This window comes from Plantibacter sp. RU18 (assembly GCF_050613355.1).
Lineage (GTDB): Bacteria > Actinomycetota > Actinomycetes > Actinomycetales > Microbacteriaceae > Plantibacter.
The window spans coordinates 938,408-954,049 of record NZ_CP159618.1 but is presented as its reverse complement, the minus strand read 5'-3'; the positions used below and the strand labels follow the sequence as shown (position 1 = coordinate 954,049).

Annotated in this window: 16 protein-coding genes; 5 read left to right on the top strand and 11 right to left on the bottom strand. The window is 68.0% G+C overall.

Annotated elements, in window-relative coordinates:
* Positions 1 to 22: 22 nt before the first annotated feature.
* From ABMA10_RS04590 to ABMA10_RS04580, 3 genes are all read right to left on the bottom strand, one after another.
* Entirely contained in the window at positions 23 to 607 is a 585-nt protein-coding gene (locus ABMA10_RS04590; RefSeq protein WP_347867263.1) for an SRPBCC family protein, read from the bottom strand.
* Between the two features lie 13 nt (positions 608 to 620).
* Positions 621 to 2,129: a phytoene desaturase family protein gene (locus ABMA10_RS04585; protein WP_347867264.1), complete on the bottom strand. Its 1,509-nt coding sequence runs from the start codon at positions 2,127 to 2,129 to the stop codon at positions 621 to 623.
* A gap of 198 nt (positions 2,130 to 2,327) precedes the next feature.
* Entirely contained in the window at positions 2,328 to 2,897 is a 570-nt protein-coding gene (locus ABMA10_RS04580) for a hypothetical protein (protein WP_347867265.1), read from the bottom strand.
* A gap of 156 nt (positions 2,898 to 3,053) precedes the next feature.
* On the opposite strand from ABMA10_RS04580, the gene ABMA10_RS04575 reads away from it, so the two are divergent.
* The 3 genes from ABMA10_RS04575 to ABMA10_RS04565 are packed head-to-tail and all read left to right on the top strand — an operon-like array spanning position 3,054 to position 6,240.
* Complete coding sequence (locus ABMA10_RS04575) at positions 3,054 to 4,217, top strand: ATP-binding protein (RefSeq protein ID WP_347867266.1); 1,164 nt, start codon at positions 3,054 to 3,056, stop codon at positions 4,215 to 4,217.
* Positions 4,214 to 5,539, top strand: coding sequence for a tetratricopeptide repeat protein (locus ABMA10_RS04570; RefSeq protein ID WP_431031253.1), 1,326 nt, complete (start codon positions 4,214 to 4,216; stop codon positions 5,537 to 5,539). The genes ABMA10_RS04575 and ABMA10_RS04570 overlap by 4 nt, the downstream gene beginning before the upstream one ends.
* Complete coding sequence (locus ABMA10_RS04565) at positions 5,536 to 6,240, top strand: hypothetical protein (protein ID WP_347867268.1); 705 nt, start codon at positions 5,536 to 5,538, stop codon at positions 6,238 to 6,240. Before ABMA10_RS04570 ends, ABMA10_RS04565 begins: the two co-directional genes overlap by 4 nt.
* 116 nt (positions 6,241 to 6,356) lie before the next feature.
* On the opposite strand, the gene ABMA10_RS04560 is transcribed toward ABMA10_RS04565, so the two are convergent.
* A complete protein-coding gene (locus tag ABMA10_RS04560; protein WP_347867269.1) occupies positions 6,357 to 6,530 on the bottom strand; it encodes a CsbD family protein in 174 nt (57 codons plus the stop codon).
* Positions 6,531 to 6,905: 375 nt separating this feature from the next.
* Positions 6,906 to 7,220: a hypothetical protein gene (locus ABMA10_RS04555; RefSeq protein WP_347867270.1), complete on the bottom strand. Its 315-nt coding sequence runs from the start codon at positions 7,218 to 7,220 to the stop codon at positions 6,906 to 6,908.
* 186 nt (positions 7,221 to 7,406) lie between these two features.
* Here ABMA10_RS04555 and ABMA10_RS04550 point away from each other — a divergent pair, with 186 nt between their 5' ends.
* Together ABMA10_RS04550 and ABMA10_RS04545 are read left to right on the top strand one after the other, a co-directional pair.
* The gene (locus ABMA10_RS04550; RefSeq protein ID WP_347867271.1) at positions 7,407 to 7,730 is read left to right on the top strand and encodes a hypothetical protein; all 324 of its coding nucleotides are present in this window, start codon (positions 7,407 to 7,409) and stop codon (positions 7,728 to 7,730) included.
* Positions 7,731 to 7,875: 145 nt separating this feature from the next.
* On the top strand, positions 7,876 to 8,826 hold the full coding sequence (locus tag ABMA10_RS04545; RefSeq protein WP_347867272.1) for a manganese catalase family protein: 951 nt from the start codon (positions 7,876 to 7,878) through the stop codon (positions 8,824 to 8,826).
* Between the two features lie 15 nt (positions 8,827 to 8,841).
* On the opposite strand, the gene ABMA10_RS04540 is transcribed toward ABMA10_RS04545, so the two are convergent.
* From ABMA10_RS04540 to ABMA10_RS04515, 6 genes are all read right to left on the bottom strand, one after another.
* Positions 8,842 to 10,170, bottom strand: a complete 1,329-nt coding sequence (locus ABMA10_RS04540) for an APC family permease (protein ID WP_347867273.1) — start codon at positions 10,168 to 10,170, stop codon at positions 8,842 to 8,844.
* 52 nt (positions 10,171 to 10,222) lie between these two features.
* Positions 10,223 to 10,561: a hypothetical protein gene (locus ABMA10_RS04535; RefSeq protein ID WP_347867274.1), complete on the bottom strand. Its 339-nt coding sequence runs from the start codon at positions 10,559 to 10,561 to the stop codon at positions 10,223 to 10,225.
* 81 nt (positions 10,562 to 10,642) lie between these two features.
* The gene (locus ABMA10_RS04530; protein ID WP_431031252.1) at positions 10,643 to 11,509 is read right to left on the bottom strand and encodes a sulfatase/phosphatase domain-containing protein; all 867 of its coding nucleotides are present in this window, start codon (positions 11,507 to 11,509) and stop codon (positions 10,643 to 10,645) included.
* The gene (locus ABMA10_RS04525; protein WP_431031251.1) at positions 11,439 to 12,155 is read right to left on the bottom strand and encodes a sulfatase-like hydrolase/transferase; all 717 of its coding nucleotides are present in this window, start codon (positions 12,153 to 12,155) and stop codon (positions 11,439 to 11,441) included. The genes ABMA10_RS04530 and ABMA10_RS04525 overlap by 71 nt, the downstream gene beginning before the upstream one ends.
* A 68-nt stretch (positions 12,156 to 12,223) precedes the next feature.
* Positions 12,224 to 13,876: a sulfatase family protein gene (locus tag ABMA10_RS04520; RefSeq protein ID WP_347867276.1), complete on the bottom strand. Its 1,653-nt coding sequence runs from the start codon at positions 13,874 to 13,876 to the stop codon at positions 12,224 to 12,226.
* The gene (locus ABMA10_RS04515; RefSeq protein ID WP_347867277.1) at positions 13,873 to 15,633 is read right to left on the bottom strand and encodes a sulfatase; all 1,761 of its coding nucleotides are present in this window, start codon (positions 15,631 to 15,633) and stop codon (positions 13,873 to 13,875) included. The genes ABMA10_RS04520 and ABMA10_RS04515 overlap by 4 nt, the downstream gene beginning before the upstream one ends.
* Between the last annotated feature and the right edge of the window lie 9 nt (positions 15,634 to 15,642).

The window sequence follows — 15,642 nt, the reverse complement described above, 5'->3', positions numbered from 1 at the left end:
CCGTGTCCCTGAGCGCGGTGTCTCAGCGACGACGGACGAACGCCACCAGCAGGGCGATCGGCGCGAGGACGACCGCCGCGGACAGCGCCTTGGCCCCCGCAGACCGCTCGGGGGCTTCCGCCGACGTGATGTCCTCCTGAGTGGGCTCCGCAGCGGCCACGATGTGCTCACCCCCTGCCCCGCCCTCGGCGAGGTAGGCGAGACGACGCAGCGTCTCGATGTTGCGGATGTGCAGCCCGAGGTCGAGGAGCCAGACCGGAACCAGTGTCCCCGGGCCTTTCACGGCCTGCTCGCGGATGTGGACCTCGCAGCCGCCGGCACGCGGCTCGACGTCGATCGCCACCCGGGCTTCCCCGATCGGCCAGCCCTTCGGTTGGATGACGAAGGAGCGCGGCGGGTCCCAGCGCAAGGACGTCGTCGCATCGTCGATGAGCGCGGGCCAGACACCGAACGAATGATGCAGCTGGGCGCCGACGTGCGGCCACCGGTCGTCGACGTCGCGCATGCGGGACGCCCCGACGACCCAGCTGGGGAACAGCCACCCGTCTGCGAGGACCGCGAACACACGGTCGGGTGAACAGTTCAGGACGCGGACGGTGTGCGACATGGGTTGCCTGCTTTCAGCGGGTTGCGGGAGACGAGGGTGCGGAACGGCCGCCGGAGCTGCTCTGGTCGGGTGCCAGTGAAGGCATGCGGGTCCGGCCGAACACCGAGCGGAGCGCGCTCCTGGCCGCATGCCAGCCCGCGAGACCGTGCACGCCGGGGCCGGGCGGCGTCGATGACGAGCACAGGAACAAGCCCTCTGTCGGCGTCCGCCACGGGTCCGCCGACAGCACCGGCCGCGCGACGAGCTGCAAGAAACTCGCGGCCCCGGCGGCGATGTCGCCCAGGACGTAGTTCGGGTTGTACTCGGCCATGTCGACCGCCGTCTTCGACGACGATACGATCACGACGTCGCGGAAGCCAGGGGCGAAGCGCTCCAGCTGGCGGGTGATGGCCTCCGTCTGGTCGATGGTCGACCCGCTCGGGACGTGCGTGTACGCCCACAGCACCTGCTTGCCCGCTGGTGCACGGCTCGCATCGCCGACGGCGGGCTGCGAGACGAGGACGTACGGGTCGTCGCTGTGTCGGCCGCGGGCGACGTCGCGCTCGGCCGCGGCGATCTCGGCACGGCTGCCACCCACGTGGAGTGTGCCGGCGTGGGCCATCTCGGGGTTCGTCCACGGGACCGGACCGGAGAGTGCGAAGTCGACCTTCGCGACGCCGTCGCCGTACCGGAACCGGGCGAGCCTCCGCAGGAAGGCATCCGGGAGACGTGAGCCTGCGATGTCCGTGAGCGCCCTCGGCGTCGTGTCGAAAAGCACCGCACGAGCAGGTGGGAGTTCGTGGATCGACGTGATCTCCACGCCCGTCACGATCTCGCCGCCGTGAGCCACGAGGTCGTCGGCGAGCGCGTCGACGATCGCCTGGCTGCCGCCCACGGGGATCGGCCAGCCCCTGGCGTGCGCGTAGGCTCCGAGCGACAGCGCTGCCGCGGCGGTCGCGAGGCTCGGCATCGGTCGGATCGAGTGCGCTGCGACGCCGCTCAGCATGGCCGGGGCCACCTCCTCGCGGAAGCGCACGTTCCACAACGGACTCCCCTGCTCCAGCGCGCGCAGACCGAACGCCGCGACGGTCACCGGGTGGCGAGGGACCTGCAGCAGCGTCGAGCCGGTGAACTGCGACACCCGGTCCGCGTGCCGGGCGAGTGGACCCATCAGCGAGCGCCATGCGTCGCCGTCGCGGCCGAGCCCGTCGGCGGTGCGCTCCAGGTCGCGATAGGCGATCCCTCCCCCACCGCCGTCGAGCGGGTGGGCGTAGGAGATCTCCGGCACGACGAGCTCGATGCGCCGCTCGAGGGCGAACTGCCGGAAGAAGCCGGAGGCGAGCGCCATCGGATGCACGGCGGAGCAGACGTCATGGTGGAACCCCGGCAGTGTGAGCTCGGCCGTCCGTGCACCGCCGCCGATCGTGGCGTTCCGTTCGTAGACTCGCACCTGCAGCCCCGCGCGGGCGAGGGTGACAGCGGCAGCCAGTCCGTTCGGTCCAGCACCGACGACGATCGCATCCAGCTCCGGCTTGCCTGCCACGGCTCAGCCCTGCTCGAGGTCTCGGCCGACGACGACCGACGGCTCAGGGCGGAGCGTGGGAATCCGGTTCCAACGTGGCTTCATGCATCCACGCTAGCCAGACAACCGGTTCTCAGTCCGCCCCTTGCGGCAGGGCCTCAGGTCCGTCAGTCCGCCGACGCGGGCCGGTCCGCGTCGGCGTCAGCGTCAGCGTCAGCGTCAGCCGAGCAGTCCGGTCGAGGCGATGACGACGAGGTCCTCCACGTTCTCGAACCCGGCCGTCCCCTGCGTGAGATCGGTGAAGTTGACACCGACGATGGTCAGGTCGTCGAGGGAACCGGTGAACGTGCCGCCGGCCTCCGTGATCTGGGCACCGGCCGCGGTCGCGTTGGCGGCTGCTGCCGCGAGTGTCGCGGCTCCGCCGGACAGCACCGCGTATCCACCGGTCCCGGCAGCACTGTCGAAGTTCAGCACGCAGACGGTCGGCAGATCACCGATGACCGCGGCCGGCGCGAAGTCGGCGGTTGCGGCGGCGAGCGCTGCAGCAGGGACGGACACGCCGCTGGCGGAACTCAGTGTGGCGACCTGCTCCTCGGAGCACTTGGTGCTGCCGCTCGCGGGCGCCTCCTCCGTCGTCTCGGTCTCGGCCTCGGTGGTGGCGCTCGTGGTCGGCTTCTCGGCCGGATCGGCGTCCCCACTGCTGCAGGCGACGAGCCCGAAGAGCCCGACGGTGGCGATGGCTGCTGCCGCCGAGAGTCGAAGGCCGCGGCGCGTGGATGTGATGTTCATGGTGTCCCCCCAGGGTCCAGATGTGTTCGTACGTATCGAGCATCACCGAGAATGCCGTCCTGTTCAATGGGGACCGCTCCCCATCCTCCGGATGGCCGTCGTCGTCCGGTTGATGGCATGCTGGTCCTGTCCGTGAGCGTCACTTGGGGGGAACCGATGACGAACGATGCCGACTTCCTCGAGGTGATCGAGGCGGAGCTCGCCAACGAGCCACACAATCTCGCATTGCGGGAGGACTTCATCACGCTGCTCCTGCAGCACGACGTCCCTCGAGCAGCGCACGAGGTGGCGATCTTCGAGGCACGCGGTGGTGATCCGGCGCGTGCTCGGGTACTGCGGGCTCGGGTGATGGCCGCTCGGCTGCGCGACGGGACAGCGCCGAGCCCGACGCCGCTCCCAGCGGACCAGGAGGCTGACGACGTGATCGAGCAGCCAGGGTTGTGGGACGCCGAGCGCCCCGCCGTGACCCTGGCCGACGTCGCCGGGCTCGCCGACGTCAAGGCTCATCTCGACTCGACGTTCCTCGCGCCGCTGCGCAATCCGGAACTCGCTGCCGCGTTCGGGCAGAAGCCGGGCGGATCGCTGCTCATGTACGGCCCTCCCGGGTGCGGGAAGACCTTCATCGCGAAGGCGATCGCCGGCGACCTGGGTGCATCCTTCATCCACGTCACGCTCGCGGATCTGCTGAGCAAGTGGATCGGCGACAGCGAGAAGGCCATCCAGAGCGTCTTCCGGGATGCCAGAGCCTCCGCACCGTGCGTGATCTTCTTCGACGAGTTCGACGCGCTCGGCGGACGGCGCACCTCCAGCAGCGGATCGCAGTCGATGCGCATGATCGTGACCCAGCTGCTGGAGGAACTCGACGGCGTCGCGAGCCTCAACGACGGCGTCTACTTCCTGGCCGCCACCAACCGCCCATGGGACATCGACACCGCGTTGCGCCGTCCTGGGCGCATCGACAAGACGGTGCTCGTGCTGCCACCCGATGCGGTCGCGCGAGCTGCCATCCTGCAGGGGGAGCTCGAGGGCAAGCCGACCAAGGATGTGGACGTGATCGCCGTCGCCGCAGCGACGGAGGGGTTCTCCGGCGCCGACATGGCCCAGGTGGCGACGATCGCGTTGCAGCAGTCGCTCACCGCATCGATGAGCGCTGGGGCGATCGTCCCCGTCACAACCGATGCGCTCGAGCAGGCGGCTGCCGGGCTCACCCCGTCGACGACCTCCTGGTTCGACCAGATCGCGCCGGTGCTCGAATATGGCGTCGACGACGGCACGTTCGAACAACTCCGCGCGTACCGGGTGAAACGGGGCCTGCGATGAGCGGGATGCAGGAACCCGTCGACCTCGAACGTGTCGCGATCGAGCGGGATCGCGATCTCGCCTGGGAACTCTACGACGCCCAGCCCACGCATCCGCAGATCCCTCGACTCACGCAGAGCGTGCTCGCCCGGGCACCGCAGTTCACCGGGATGATCATCCTGTCGGCGATGCATCGCGAGGCGTGCGGAGAGTTCGATGAGGCCCGACGCCTGCTGCAGGAACTGATGGGGAGGCGTGACCGGCAGTTCCTCGGTGCCCTCCGGAAGCTGCGCGATCTGAAGCACCACGAGCGCCGTTTCGACGAGTCGCTGCGGCTCGCCGAGATGGTGCTGCGGGAGGACCCCGAGGCCGACTGGCTCGACCGGATGGACCTCGGCAGTGCGATGGCGTGCTCCACCGACCCCGAAGGCGGCTGGCAGATGATCGACGAGGCCGTCGATCGCAGCGCCCGCACCGATCCCGCTCGATTCCACCAGGCGCTCGGCCAGCGCGCACTGCGGTTCCTCGCCTCCGGGGCTCCGCCGGAGCGCTTCATCCCCGCCGCGCAGCAGGCGATCGAAGCGGATCCGAGCGAGTCGCTCATCGAGACCGCGCTCGCCTACGCCTACCTGTACGACTATCGCGCGGAGGAAGCGGCCGACGCCTTCCGCCGAGTGCTCCGCGCCGACCCCCTGGACGAAGTCGCCCAGGGTGGTCTGTACGTGGCCAAAGCGTTCCTCGACCCCATCGAGCGCGGCGTGGGCACCATGGACGATCTCCGCAACGCCGGCATGGGCAGGATCGCGTGGCGCATGCTGCGGGACCAGCTCTTCGAGACCGGCGTCACGGAGGCGCTCGCCGCCCTGGACGCCGTCATGCCCGAAGACCTCGCCCGATCGTTGCGCCCGCCCCTCGATGACGAAGCTGCTCGCGCGAGTGGTGGCGAGCACAAGATCCTCGCCTGGCATGACGGGCAGCTGCCGGGTTCCGGTGCCGCGTGGGGTCGGGACGATCCGTTCCGGCTCATGTCGGCAGGCCAGGACAGCCCCTTCCGGCTCATGTCGGCTGAGGAGATCGCGGCCATGGACGCCGAGATCGAAGAACGCCCAGAGGCATGGCCCCTGTGGAACGACGAGCGTGAGTACTACACGCAGATCTTCACCGACGACGCCGGCGCCTACCTCAACGAGGGCAGCGGAGGCCGGCTGTTCCAGCGAGGCGTCGGGGATGTCGACCGCGAAGTCGCACCGAGCGTCGCCGACTGGCTGTGGGACCGCGTCGTCGCCTTCGGTGGGGACGATCCACGTCCAGGGGGATCGGGCATAGCGAGCCTGGGCCGATGAACCGCGAGCAGTTGAAGTCGTTGGGCGTCGCCGCAGCGGGACGCGGGAACGCGCTCTTCCTCGACGAGCACCACGAAGCCGGGCCCGACGCCGTGGTGTTCGCCCCGCGCGCCGACGTCTTCACCGTCTACGCGACGGATCGCACGGCGACGCCGATCGAGCGGACCCGGCGATCGTTCGGCACAGACGCCGCGGCCTTCGACTACATGTACGAGTGTCTGAAGGAGCGGGCGGACACCCGGCGCGGACCGGGCCTCATCGCGAGCTACCGTCGGATCGGCGTCCGCGGGGTGGCTTCGGCGCTCGTGTGGATCGCGACGGCGGTGGGCTGGCTCTGGATCTCACCGTTCACCTACACCGCAGACGACATGAGGAAGTGGACCGCGGACTCGGACCGTCTGGGGAGCTTCATCTTCCCGGCTGAGACGGGCCTCCCGGTCGTGGCCGTCTGCTACAGCCTCGCTGCCATCACCATGGTGGTGCAGTGGTCGCAGGTACGGCGCGGCGCCGTCAGCTCCAGACGGGCGCTCGGAACAGCGGCGGGCACCGCCCTGTTCGCGACGATCGCCCTCGTCTGCATGGTCATCCGGGCCGGCGAGATCGAGGACCTGTTCTTCTGGTTCCCTCCGGTGCTGGCCCTGGCGGGTGCGGCAGCCGTGGTACTGGCAGCGGCTCAGGCCCGGTCTCGCGAAACCGCCTGATCGTCGGGCAGAAGACTCGACCGCGGGGTGGCCCGGACGCACCGGAGCGCACCCTCGCGATGTGCGGGGTGCGCTCCTGGCTGGTCAGCGCGTGTCGCGCCGGTGCTGAGGAAGCGTCAGTGCTTGAACGCGTCCTTGACGTTCTCGCCGGCCTTCTTCGCGTCTGCTGCGGCCTGGTCGGCCTTGCCCTCGGCGACCTTCGAGTCGTCGTTGGTGACCTTGCCGGCAGCTTCCTTCGCCTTGCCACCGAGGTCCTGTGCGGCGTTGTTGATCTTGTCTCCTGCGCTCATGATGATTCCCTTCTTGACGGTCCACCGCGTTCGGTGGTCCACCGGAGCCGGTGAATGCACGCCACTGTAGCCAGCCGAACTGAAAGTCCTCGGAGGGTTGACGCGGAGCCGCACCGTCTCGTCGAGATACCGGGCACCGCGGACCGACGCCGTCGGAGCGGGAGGGTGAGACGGGCGCCCGGTCTGATCCGGGCAGCCCGTCTCCGGAGGCAGCAGACGATTTCGACTACGCGCTGCGTGTCCTCGAGACGACGCTCGAGCCGACTCTCAGAAGCCTGCAGCCTTCGATGTTCCCAGAGTACGCTGCCCGCCAGATGTCGTCCGAAGTGTTGAGTCGGGCCGGCAGCCGTGCTACTCAGATGCCGACCATCTCGGCTAGTCGGACGAGACTTCGGGGTAGTCGCTCTCCGGCATGAGTTCGAGGCCCGCCACGGTGTACGAGCGGTCCAGCATCGCTTCGAGCCAGGTGCGGTTGATGGCGATCGGACGAGAGCCGGTGAACCGGAACACGATCGGGATGCCGGATTCGACCCAGAGCGAGAATCGCCCGGATCCCTGCGACGGGTCGATCGTCCAGGACAACAGGAAGCCCTCGCCCTTCCGCAGCTTCGACACCACGACGAGCTGCACGTGGGCGAGCGTCCGATCCTCGAGCTCCATCGATTCGGTTCCGTACCGCAGTGTTCCCATGTCCCCATCCAGTTCGACGTCAAGTGACGATCATCGTCGCCATCTGAGTGATTGTCGCAGCTTCCGGCGACACATGGTTTCTGTTAGGTCGCCGCGCGTCGATGCGGTAGGGCGGTCCTGTACGCGCTCCAACCCGGATTTGGCAAGCCCATGCCCTGCCGAATCCGCGGACATACGGTGGACCGCATGAAATACGTCACCTACGGTCAGAGATCGGTCATGCTCGGCGACGATGCAGCGCACGCCGTGCTCGGATACGCGACGGCGCTCGCGAGCGCAGGTCGCGCCGATCACGTCACGGTGCGGACGGTGGGGCTCGACGGCGAGGAGGACGACGTCACGCTCCTGCTGAGCGGCGGCCTCCCGCTCATGATCGAGCCCGCTTCGCTCTCCACCGGCGAACCCGACAACGACAGTCTCATCGCCGAACTGCGACAGCGCACCGCGCGTCTGCGCGCCGATCACGCAGGATCCCGGACCCCCATCCCGCACGGCCTCTCCGACTACTGAGCGTGAGCGCGCGGCGCGAGCTTCGCGCCCGGCGCGCGACTCTACGCCTCTCGACGGCAAAGGGGAACAGCTGAGGGCAGCCCGTCCGAGAAGCGCAACCTTGTCGCACGACCCCCGATCCGCGGGAGCCGGTGAAGGGACGACGATGTATTTCCACCTGCAACAGTTCATCAACGAGATCGTCGAGGACGAGCCGGACCCCGCAGCCGCGGCAGCGCTGCAGGAGGGTCTCGGCGGCCAGTTCGGCGAGATGCGCACGATGATGCAGTACCTGTTCCAAGCCATGAACTTCCGGGGCGCAGCGGGGAAGCCGTACCGTGACCTCATCCAGGGCATCGGGACCGAGGAGATCAGTCACGTGGAACTCATCGGCACCACGATCTCGCGACTGCTCGACGGGTCCCCTCGCTATCAGGGCAAACCGACGGACCCTGTCGACCAGCCGGGAGCCGGCGGTGCGGTGCCGCTCTCCATCGCACTGTCCGAGGTCAACACGCACCACTACCTCGTCGCAGCCCAGGGCGCCATGCCGGTTGACGCGGCCGGCAACCCGTGGAACGGGAGCTGGGTGTACAACTCCGGCAACCTCGTCCTCGACCTGCTCTACAACCTCATGCTCGAGTCGACCGGTCGGCTGCAGAAGTGCCGACTGTACGAGATGACCGACAACAAGACGGCACGCTCGACGATCTCCTACCTGATCGTCCGCGATCAGGCGCACGAGAACGCTTACGCGAAGGCGCTGGAGACGCTCGGTGTGAGCTGGAAGACGGCACTGCCGATCCCGAAGACGAACGCCGAACAGTTCCCCGAGGTCAAGCTCCTGGTGGACCAGGGACTGCAGAGCAAGCAGTACACCTTCGACCTCGCCGGACAGTCCGAGGCAGGACGCATCTTCCAGGGGATGTCACCATCGAACGACGGAACCACGCTCGACGCCAGTGAACAGGCACCGGAAGGCGTGCCCTCGACGATCGCCGAGGAGCGCTTCGAGGAGTTCTCACCGGGGCTCGACAAGGACCTCCTCGCACTCATCCAGGCCACGGCGGAGATGGAGATGGCCGACATCGACGCCACGTTCGGGCCGATGAAGTAGGACGACTCCCGACCCTCAGGACCGGCGACGACGCACCAGCCGGGTGGCGAGGTAGAGAGCGACACCGACGGCGACGATGATCCCGCCGCGCAGCCACACCTCGCCACTCTGCTGGGTGAGCAGCACGATGCACGAGAGCGCTCCGAGGATCGGGAGGACTGACCATGCGCGGAAGTGCTCGTGCTCCACCCGGTCCCGACGGAGCACGAGCACGGCGATGTTCGTGCTCAGGAACACGAACAGCAGGAGCAGCACGACCGTCTCGGCGAGCGTCGCCACACCACCGGTCATCGTCAGCAGCATCGCGACGGCCGTCGTGACGACGATCGCGACCCACGGCGTGCCGCGGCCGGGGAGCACCCGCACGAAGATCGACGGCAGCAGCTTCTGGGCGCCCATGCCGTAGGCGAGGCGGCTCGACATGATCATCGTGAGCAGGGCGCCGTTCGCGACGGCCACCAGCGCGATCGCGCTGAACAGCCACGCCGGGATCCCGACGCCAGTCGCCTGGATGACGGTCAGCAGGGGCCCGGTCGACTCGGCGAGGTCCGCCGCCGGGACCGCCACGGATGCCGCCGTACCGACGAGCATGTAGAGCACACCGGCAGTCGCCAGTGCGCCGAACAGAGCCTTCGGGTAGACCCGCGACGGCTCGCGCACCTCCTCGATGACGTTCGCGCTCGTCTCGAACCCGACGAAGGAGTAGTAGGCCAGCAGCGCCGCACCGAAGACGGCGACCACCGGCGCATCGACACCGTCGAACCGCACCGCGCGGCCGAGGTCTCCCCCGCCGCCCGAGAGCAGCATGCCGACGGCGACCACCACCAGGACCAGGCCGCTCGTCTCGATCATCGTCATGACGAGGTTCGCACGGACCGACTCCTTGATACCGCGGGCGTTCAACGCTCCGACGGCAGCCAGGAACACGACGGCGCCGAGCACCGGCGGGACGTCGACGAACGTCGCCAGGTAGTCGCCGGAGAAGGCCAGCGCAAGGCCCGCTGCGCTCACGACTCCGGCGGCCAACATGCAGTAGCCGACGAGGAAGGACACGAGCGAGGATCGGTAGGCGCGCTCCGCGAACACGGCCGAGCCGCCCGCCTTCGGATACTTCGTCACGAGCTCCGCGTACGACGCTGCGGTCAGGAGCGCGAGCGCGAGCGCGACGAGCATCGGCACCCAGGTCGCGCCGCCGACCTCACCCGAGATCTGTCCGACGAGCGCGTAGATGCCGGCTCCCAGGACGTCGCCGAGGATGAAGAGGTAGAGCATCTTGCCCGAGATGTTCCGACGGAGGCCACCGGCCTGCTCGTCACTGCGGGCGGAATCGGTCGACGTGTCCATCCCCCGACGTTAGGGCGCGGGAGGAACATCCTCGAAGGCTTGCAATCCGGCGTTAGATCTCGTACTCCAGGCCGAGGTCGGAGATGTCGGTGAGCTCGTCATCCCAGGACGGGACCGCCGGCTGGAGCTGCCGTGTGAGCTGCTCCATCGACGCGATCGCCTCGAGGTCGATCGGCTCATCGGTGGCGTTCTCCACGGGGGTGGAGAACAGCTGGCTCGACGGCCCGAGCAGGAGGTGCGCCGTCGCGACACTGCCGCCCTCCGAGATGGTCGGCACGACGACGACGTCCGCGTCACCCGCCTGAGCCAGCGCGCGCGCATATCGTAAGAGCGCCTTGCACGTCGGGTCGGCCATCAGCAGGAACCCGCCAGCGTAGTGAACTTTCTGCATGGGTCCATCTTGGTGACCGCAGAAACGAGCTCGCTAGCGCTTGCACTTCGGCGACGGGTGACGTAGACCTGGCCTCCGGTCTCAGCTCGACGCCCGGACGCCCGCCACGTAGCTCTGCACGCGTTCGAGGAGTCCGGCATCGTGGGGACCCCAGATCGGCGCCCGGGTGTCCGGTCCGGTGTAAGGCAGGTCGGCGTATCGCTGTTGATACTCGGCGAGCTTCACTTCCATGTCCGCGCGCACTCCGGCGTAGTCGGGGTCGTCCGCCACGTTTCGAACCTCTGTCGGATCAGCACAGAGGTCGTACAGCTCCCACTCCGGCGCGAAGATCGTGTCCGAGGCGCCCGGGACGCCCATGCCGGCGCCGTAGTAGTGGATGAGCTTGTGCGTCGCGGTTCGGATGCCATAGTGCGCGGGCGCCGCGTGGATCGGGTCGTCGTGCTCCCAGTAGCGGTAGTAGGCGGCATCGGGCCAGCCCTCCAGCGACTGGCCGCCCAGCAGCGGCAGGAAACTGCGGCCCTGCGAGGTCGGCAGGGCCGCTTCGGCGTCGATCCCTGCGACGTCGAGGAACGTCGCCGCGAAGTCGACGTTCGTGATGATCGCTTCACAGCGTGAACCGGCCTCGATCTGCGACGGCCAACGCATGAGCATCGGCATCTGCAGCGATTGGTCGAACATGAGCCGCTTGTCGAACCACCCTTGGTCACCCAGGAAGAAACCCTGATCCGAGGTGTAGACGACGAGCGTGTTCTCGGCGAGCCCCTGTTCCTCAAGGTGGTCGAGAAGGCGACCGACATTGTCGTCGATCGACTGGATGCACTGCAGGTAGTCGCGCATGTAGATCTGATATTTCCAGCTCATCCGCGCCGCCCGGTTCTCAGGGCCCTTGAGATGCGCGGGGACCTCTGACTTGAGGTCCTCTGAACCCATGTCGTCGGCGATCGTCATGTGCACCCCGCGCACCGCCATGCTGCGCGTCTCGTAGTCGTCGAAGAACGTCTCGGGCTCGGGGATGCTGCCGTCGGCATAGAGGGTGCTTGTGCTTCTCGTCGGGGATCCACGGGCGGTGCGGAGCCTTGTGGTGCACCATCACGCAGAACGGTTCGTCCTCGCCGAGTCCGTCGATCCAATCGATGGACAGATCGGTGACGATGTCCGTCGCGTAGCCGCTGACGTGGGAGGCGCCATGCTGGTCGATCATCTCGGGGTCGACGTAGTCGCCCTGGCCAGGGAAGATCTTCCACGCGTCGAAGCCACGAGGCAACGAGTCACCGTGTTCGCCCAGGTGCCACTTCCCGAACATCGCGGTGCGATATCCACCGGCCTGCAAGACGTCGATGAAGGTCGGCACCCGGTAGTCGAGCTCGGTCCAGATCGACGAGACCCCGTTGATGTGACTATAGGTGCCGGTGAGGATCGATGCGCGTGATGGCGAGCAGATCGAGTTGGTGCAGAACACCGCGTCGAGGCGCACGCCTTCGTCCGCGATGCGGTCCAGCTGAGGCGTCCGGTTGACGCGGCTGCCGTACGCGGAGATCGCTTGGGCAGCATGGTCGTCCGCCATGATGAAGATGATGTTCGGCCTGGTGGTCATGGTGTCTCCGAATGTTCGTCGAGCAGAAAGGAAAGGATGGTGACTGCGGTCGTGAGGCGGCGACCTGGTCACGAATAAGCCGCGACGGCGACCTCGTCACTCGGTGCGTAGCCCAGGCGCCAGGCCTTCACCCAGATGGCGGTGCCGACGGTGAGGGGTCCACGCATGAGCTGCCAGGCGCGCCCGTCGTCCGTCGGCGTCCCGATCTCGCGTTGGAAGCCCCTTGGGGCCTCTTCCGCTCTCGGGGCCACGCTCGTCCAGCCGAGCAGGGATCCCGGCGTGCTGCAGGAGATCGACACCATGCCGTCCACGACCGAGACCTCGGGTGTGGACACACTGCAGCGCACACCGCCCCGACGCCACCGCTCCTCGAGTTCGGACTCCGGCACCGTGCCGAGGTCGCCGTAACGCTCGGCCCAGGCTGTCAGCGCGTCGCGGAGACGCTCGCGATCGGTCGCGAATCGTGCATCGGTCGCGAGGTTCATGGTCTCGTGCGGGTCCGCTCGGACGTCGTACAGTTCCTCCGTCGGCTTGGACTGCGCGACGACCGCGCGCTGCACCTCAGTCATCGCAGAGGGCACCTCACCCCGCGCACGCTGCTGGCACTCATCCGATGCCAGGCTCCGGAACCTCGCCCAGGTGGAGAATCTGTCCGCGTACTCCGTGTGGATCATCGCCGGTTTGTCCGGGAAGTCGTGACGGATGTAGCGGAAACGGACATCACGCACGGTGCGGCTGCGGTCTTCAGCCTCGCCCTGCCGATCGCGACCGCCGTAGGTGTACTCGTTGGGGGACGCGACGGGTGAGCCGTCGGCCTCGAACAGCGGTACCCCGTGCATCGTCTCGGATACCTCGAGGCCGGCGAGTGCGAGCATCGTCGGAGCGAGGTCCATCGTGTGCACCAGTCCCGGGGCGGCGACACCGCCGGGCAGCCGTGACGGCCAGCTCACGATGAGCGGCTCGCGGAGTCCGGCCTCATTTGGCCAGCGCTTCGCGCGCGGCATACCCTTCCCATGGTCACTCCAGAACACCACGATCGTGTCGTCCAGCAGGCCGTCCTCCTCCAGCTCGGAGATGAGCCTGCCCGCCCACACGTCCATCTCGGTGATAAGGTCCGAGTAGCGCGCCCAGGCTGTGCGGAACGTCTCGTCATCCGGGTAGTACGGCGGGATCGGCGCGAGGGCTGGGTCATGCCGGTCCGCCTCGGAGACGTTCGAGGTCGCTGCGGCGAATGCGTCGTCGTCCAGATACAGCTGCGACTCGTGCGTCACCATGCCGTGGAACATCGCGAAGAACGGGGTGTCCTCGTCCGGTCTGTTCCGCCAGTGCGCACTCGGGCTGCACTCGTCGAACACGATGTCCGGCAGGTCCATCTGGAAGTCGGTGAACCAGGTGTTGGTGCAGTAGTAGCCGGCGTGCCGCAGGATCTCCGGGAGGAGCCGTACTTCAGGCGGCGGCACCGCCTTCGAGCGCATGTGCATGGTGCCGATCGACGTCGGAAAGTTGCCAGTGATGATGGCCGAGCGGGCCGGAGCACAGATCGGCGCCGCCGCGAACGCGTTGTCGAAGCGCACGCCGCGGGCCGCGAGCGCGTCGAGATTGGGCGTGTGCGCGTACTCCGCGCCGGGCCAGACCCCGGAGTACGTCCCGAGGTCCGGGTTGATGTCGTGCGTGGAGATCCAGACGATGTTCGGGAGCGACTCCCCGACTGCCGCGGTCATGCGCTGGCCGGAACGCTCGCGACCTCGGCGAGGTCGGTGGCCACGGCCAGGAGGGTCACCGCATCGACTGCTCCGCTCCGGGCGAGCCCCAGCACACTCGCCCACGGTGTCGAGGCGACGAGTTCCGTGTTGACGAGCCACGGGAGGTGCCGTTCGAGCACCGCGGAGGTGACCGCATCGGCGAGCAGGGCATGCAGCGGGGTGTCGATCAGCTCCCGGGCTGGGATCGTCTCGATCGGCGGCAGCGGCACGGCGATGGCCGCAGCGCGCTCCTCGTCGGCGGCGGCGCGCAGATGTCCGACCCCCGGCGCACCATCGAACGGAAGGCCGAGGCGCTCGAAGACGCTGGCCGGGGCGTCGTTCTCCCGCAGGAGCTCGACGAGCAGGCCGAGCATCCGCAGCTCCACCTCGTCATCGACGATCGAAGTCATCTGGCAGGGGTCGGTCTCGAGGTCCCACAGCAGGGTGCCGTGCGACCACGAGTTGATCCGGTGCCCACCAAGAGCGTCGACACGGATCGTGCGGAGCCCCTTCGTGAAGGAGAAGGGTGGCGCCGGCTCCCACTCGGCGAGTTCCGAGACGGCGAAGCGACTGCGCATGTGCGTCGGCATAAGCGTGAAGTCCTCGATCGGGCCGTTCGCCTGGTCGATGCTCGCGCGCATGTACACGTACCGACCGTCGGTCACGTTGACGTGTCCGCCGTGGATGCCGAACAGCGCGCCGTCCTTGCCTGGAGCGAGCGCGAGGTCACGGCCGAGCATGTCGGGCGTCGGCTCCTCACCGAAGAACCGCAGCATGGTCGGCGCGATGTCAATGGTCTGCGCGAGCTCGCCACGGCGGGTATCAGAGGCGCCGGACCGCGGGTCCCAGAGGAACATCGGCAGGTGCACGAGCTCGTTGAACCACGGCTGCACCGCCTTCGCCCACCAGCCGTGCTCCCCGAGCAGGAAACCGTGGTCGGTGTTCACCAGCAGCATGGTGTCCTTCCACATGTCGTTGGCATCCATGAAGTCGAGCACGCGCCCGACGGTGAAGTCACACATCGACACGAGTGCGGTGTACTCCCGGCGGGCGTGCGCGACCTGGTCCTCGGGCTCCGCGACCTTGCCGTAGCTCGGCCAGTCGAACTCCGGCCCCGAGTAGTCCTCCGGATAGAGGTCCTGGTACTTCTTGTGGACGAAGAACGGCTCGTGCGGGTCGAACAGCTCGATCTGCAGCATCCAGCGGTCGGCACCGACGTTCGTCTCGAGGAACTCGATGCCGGCGTCGACCGTCCGCGTCTGCGAGTGTTCGGCCTCTGTCGCCATGTACCGGCGGTTCACGGCGTCCTGCGTCTTCATGTTCGCGGGGAACCGCGCGCCGCGGAGCGCGTCGGCGTCACCCTTCCAGTTGTCACCCTCCTGCCCACGGAAGAACTCCCAGGTGTTGTAGCGCGTGTGGTACGTCCCGCCACCGTCCTCCCAGTAGTGCTGGTGATCTGAGACGAGGTGCGTGTGGACGCCGGCCTCTTTCAGGAGCTCGGGCATCGAGTCGTCGAAAGGCTCGAGCGGACCCCAGCTGCGGTGCAGGAAGTTGTGGCGTCCAGTGTGCATCTCGCGGCGGGCCGGCATGCACGGCATCGACCCTGCATAGAAGTTGTCGAAGGTCGCCGTCTTCTGAGCGAGGCGGGCGAAGTTCGGCGCGTTCACGATCGTGTCGCCGTACGGCGGCAGCATGTGGCGGTTGAGGCTGTCGAACATCAGGATGATGGCGCGCATGGTGGTTCC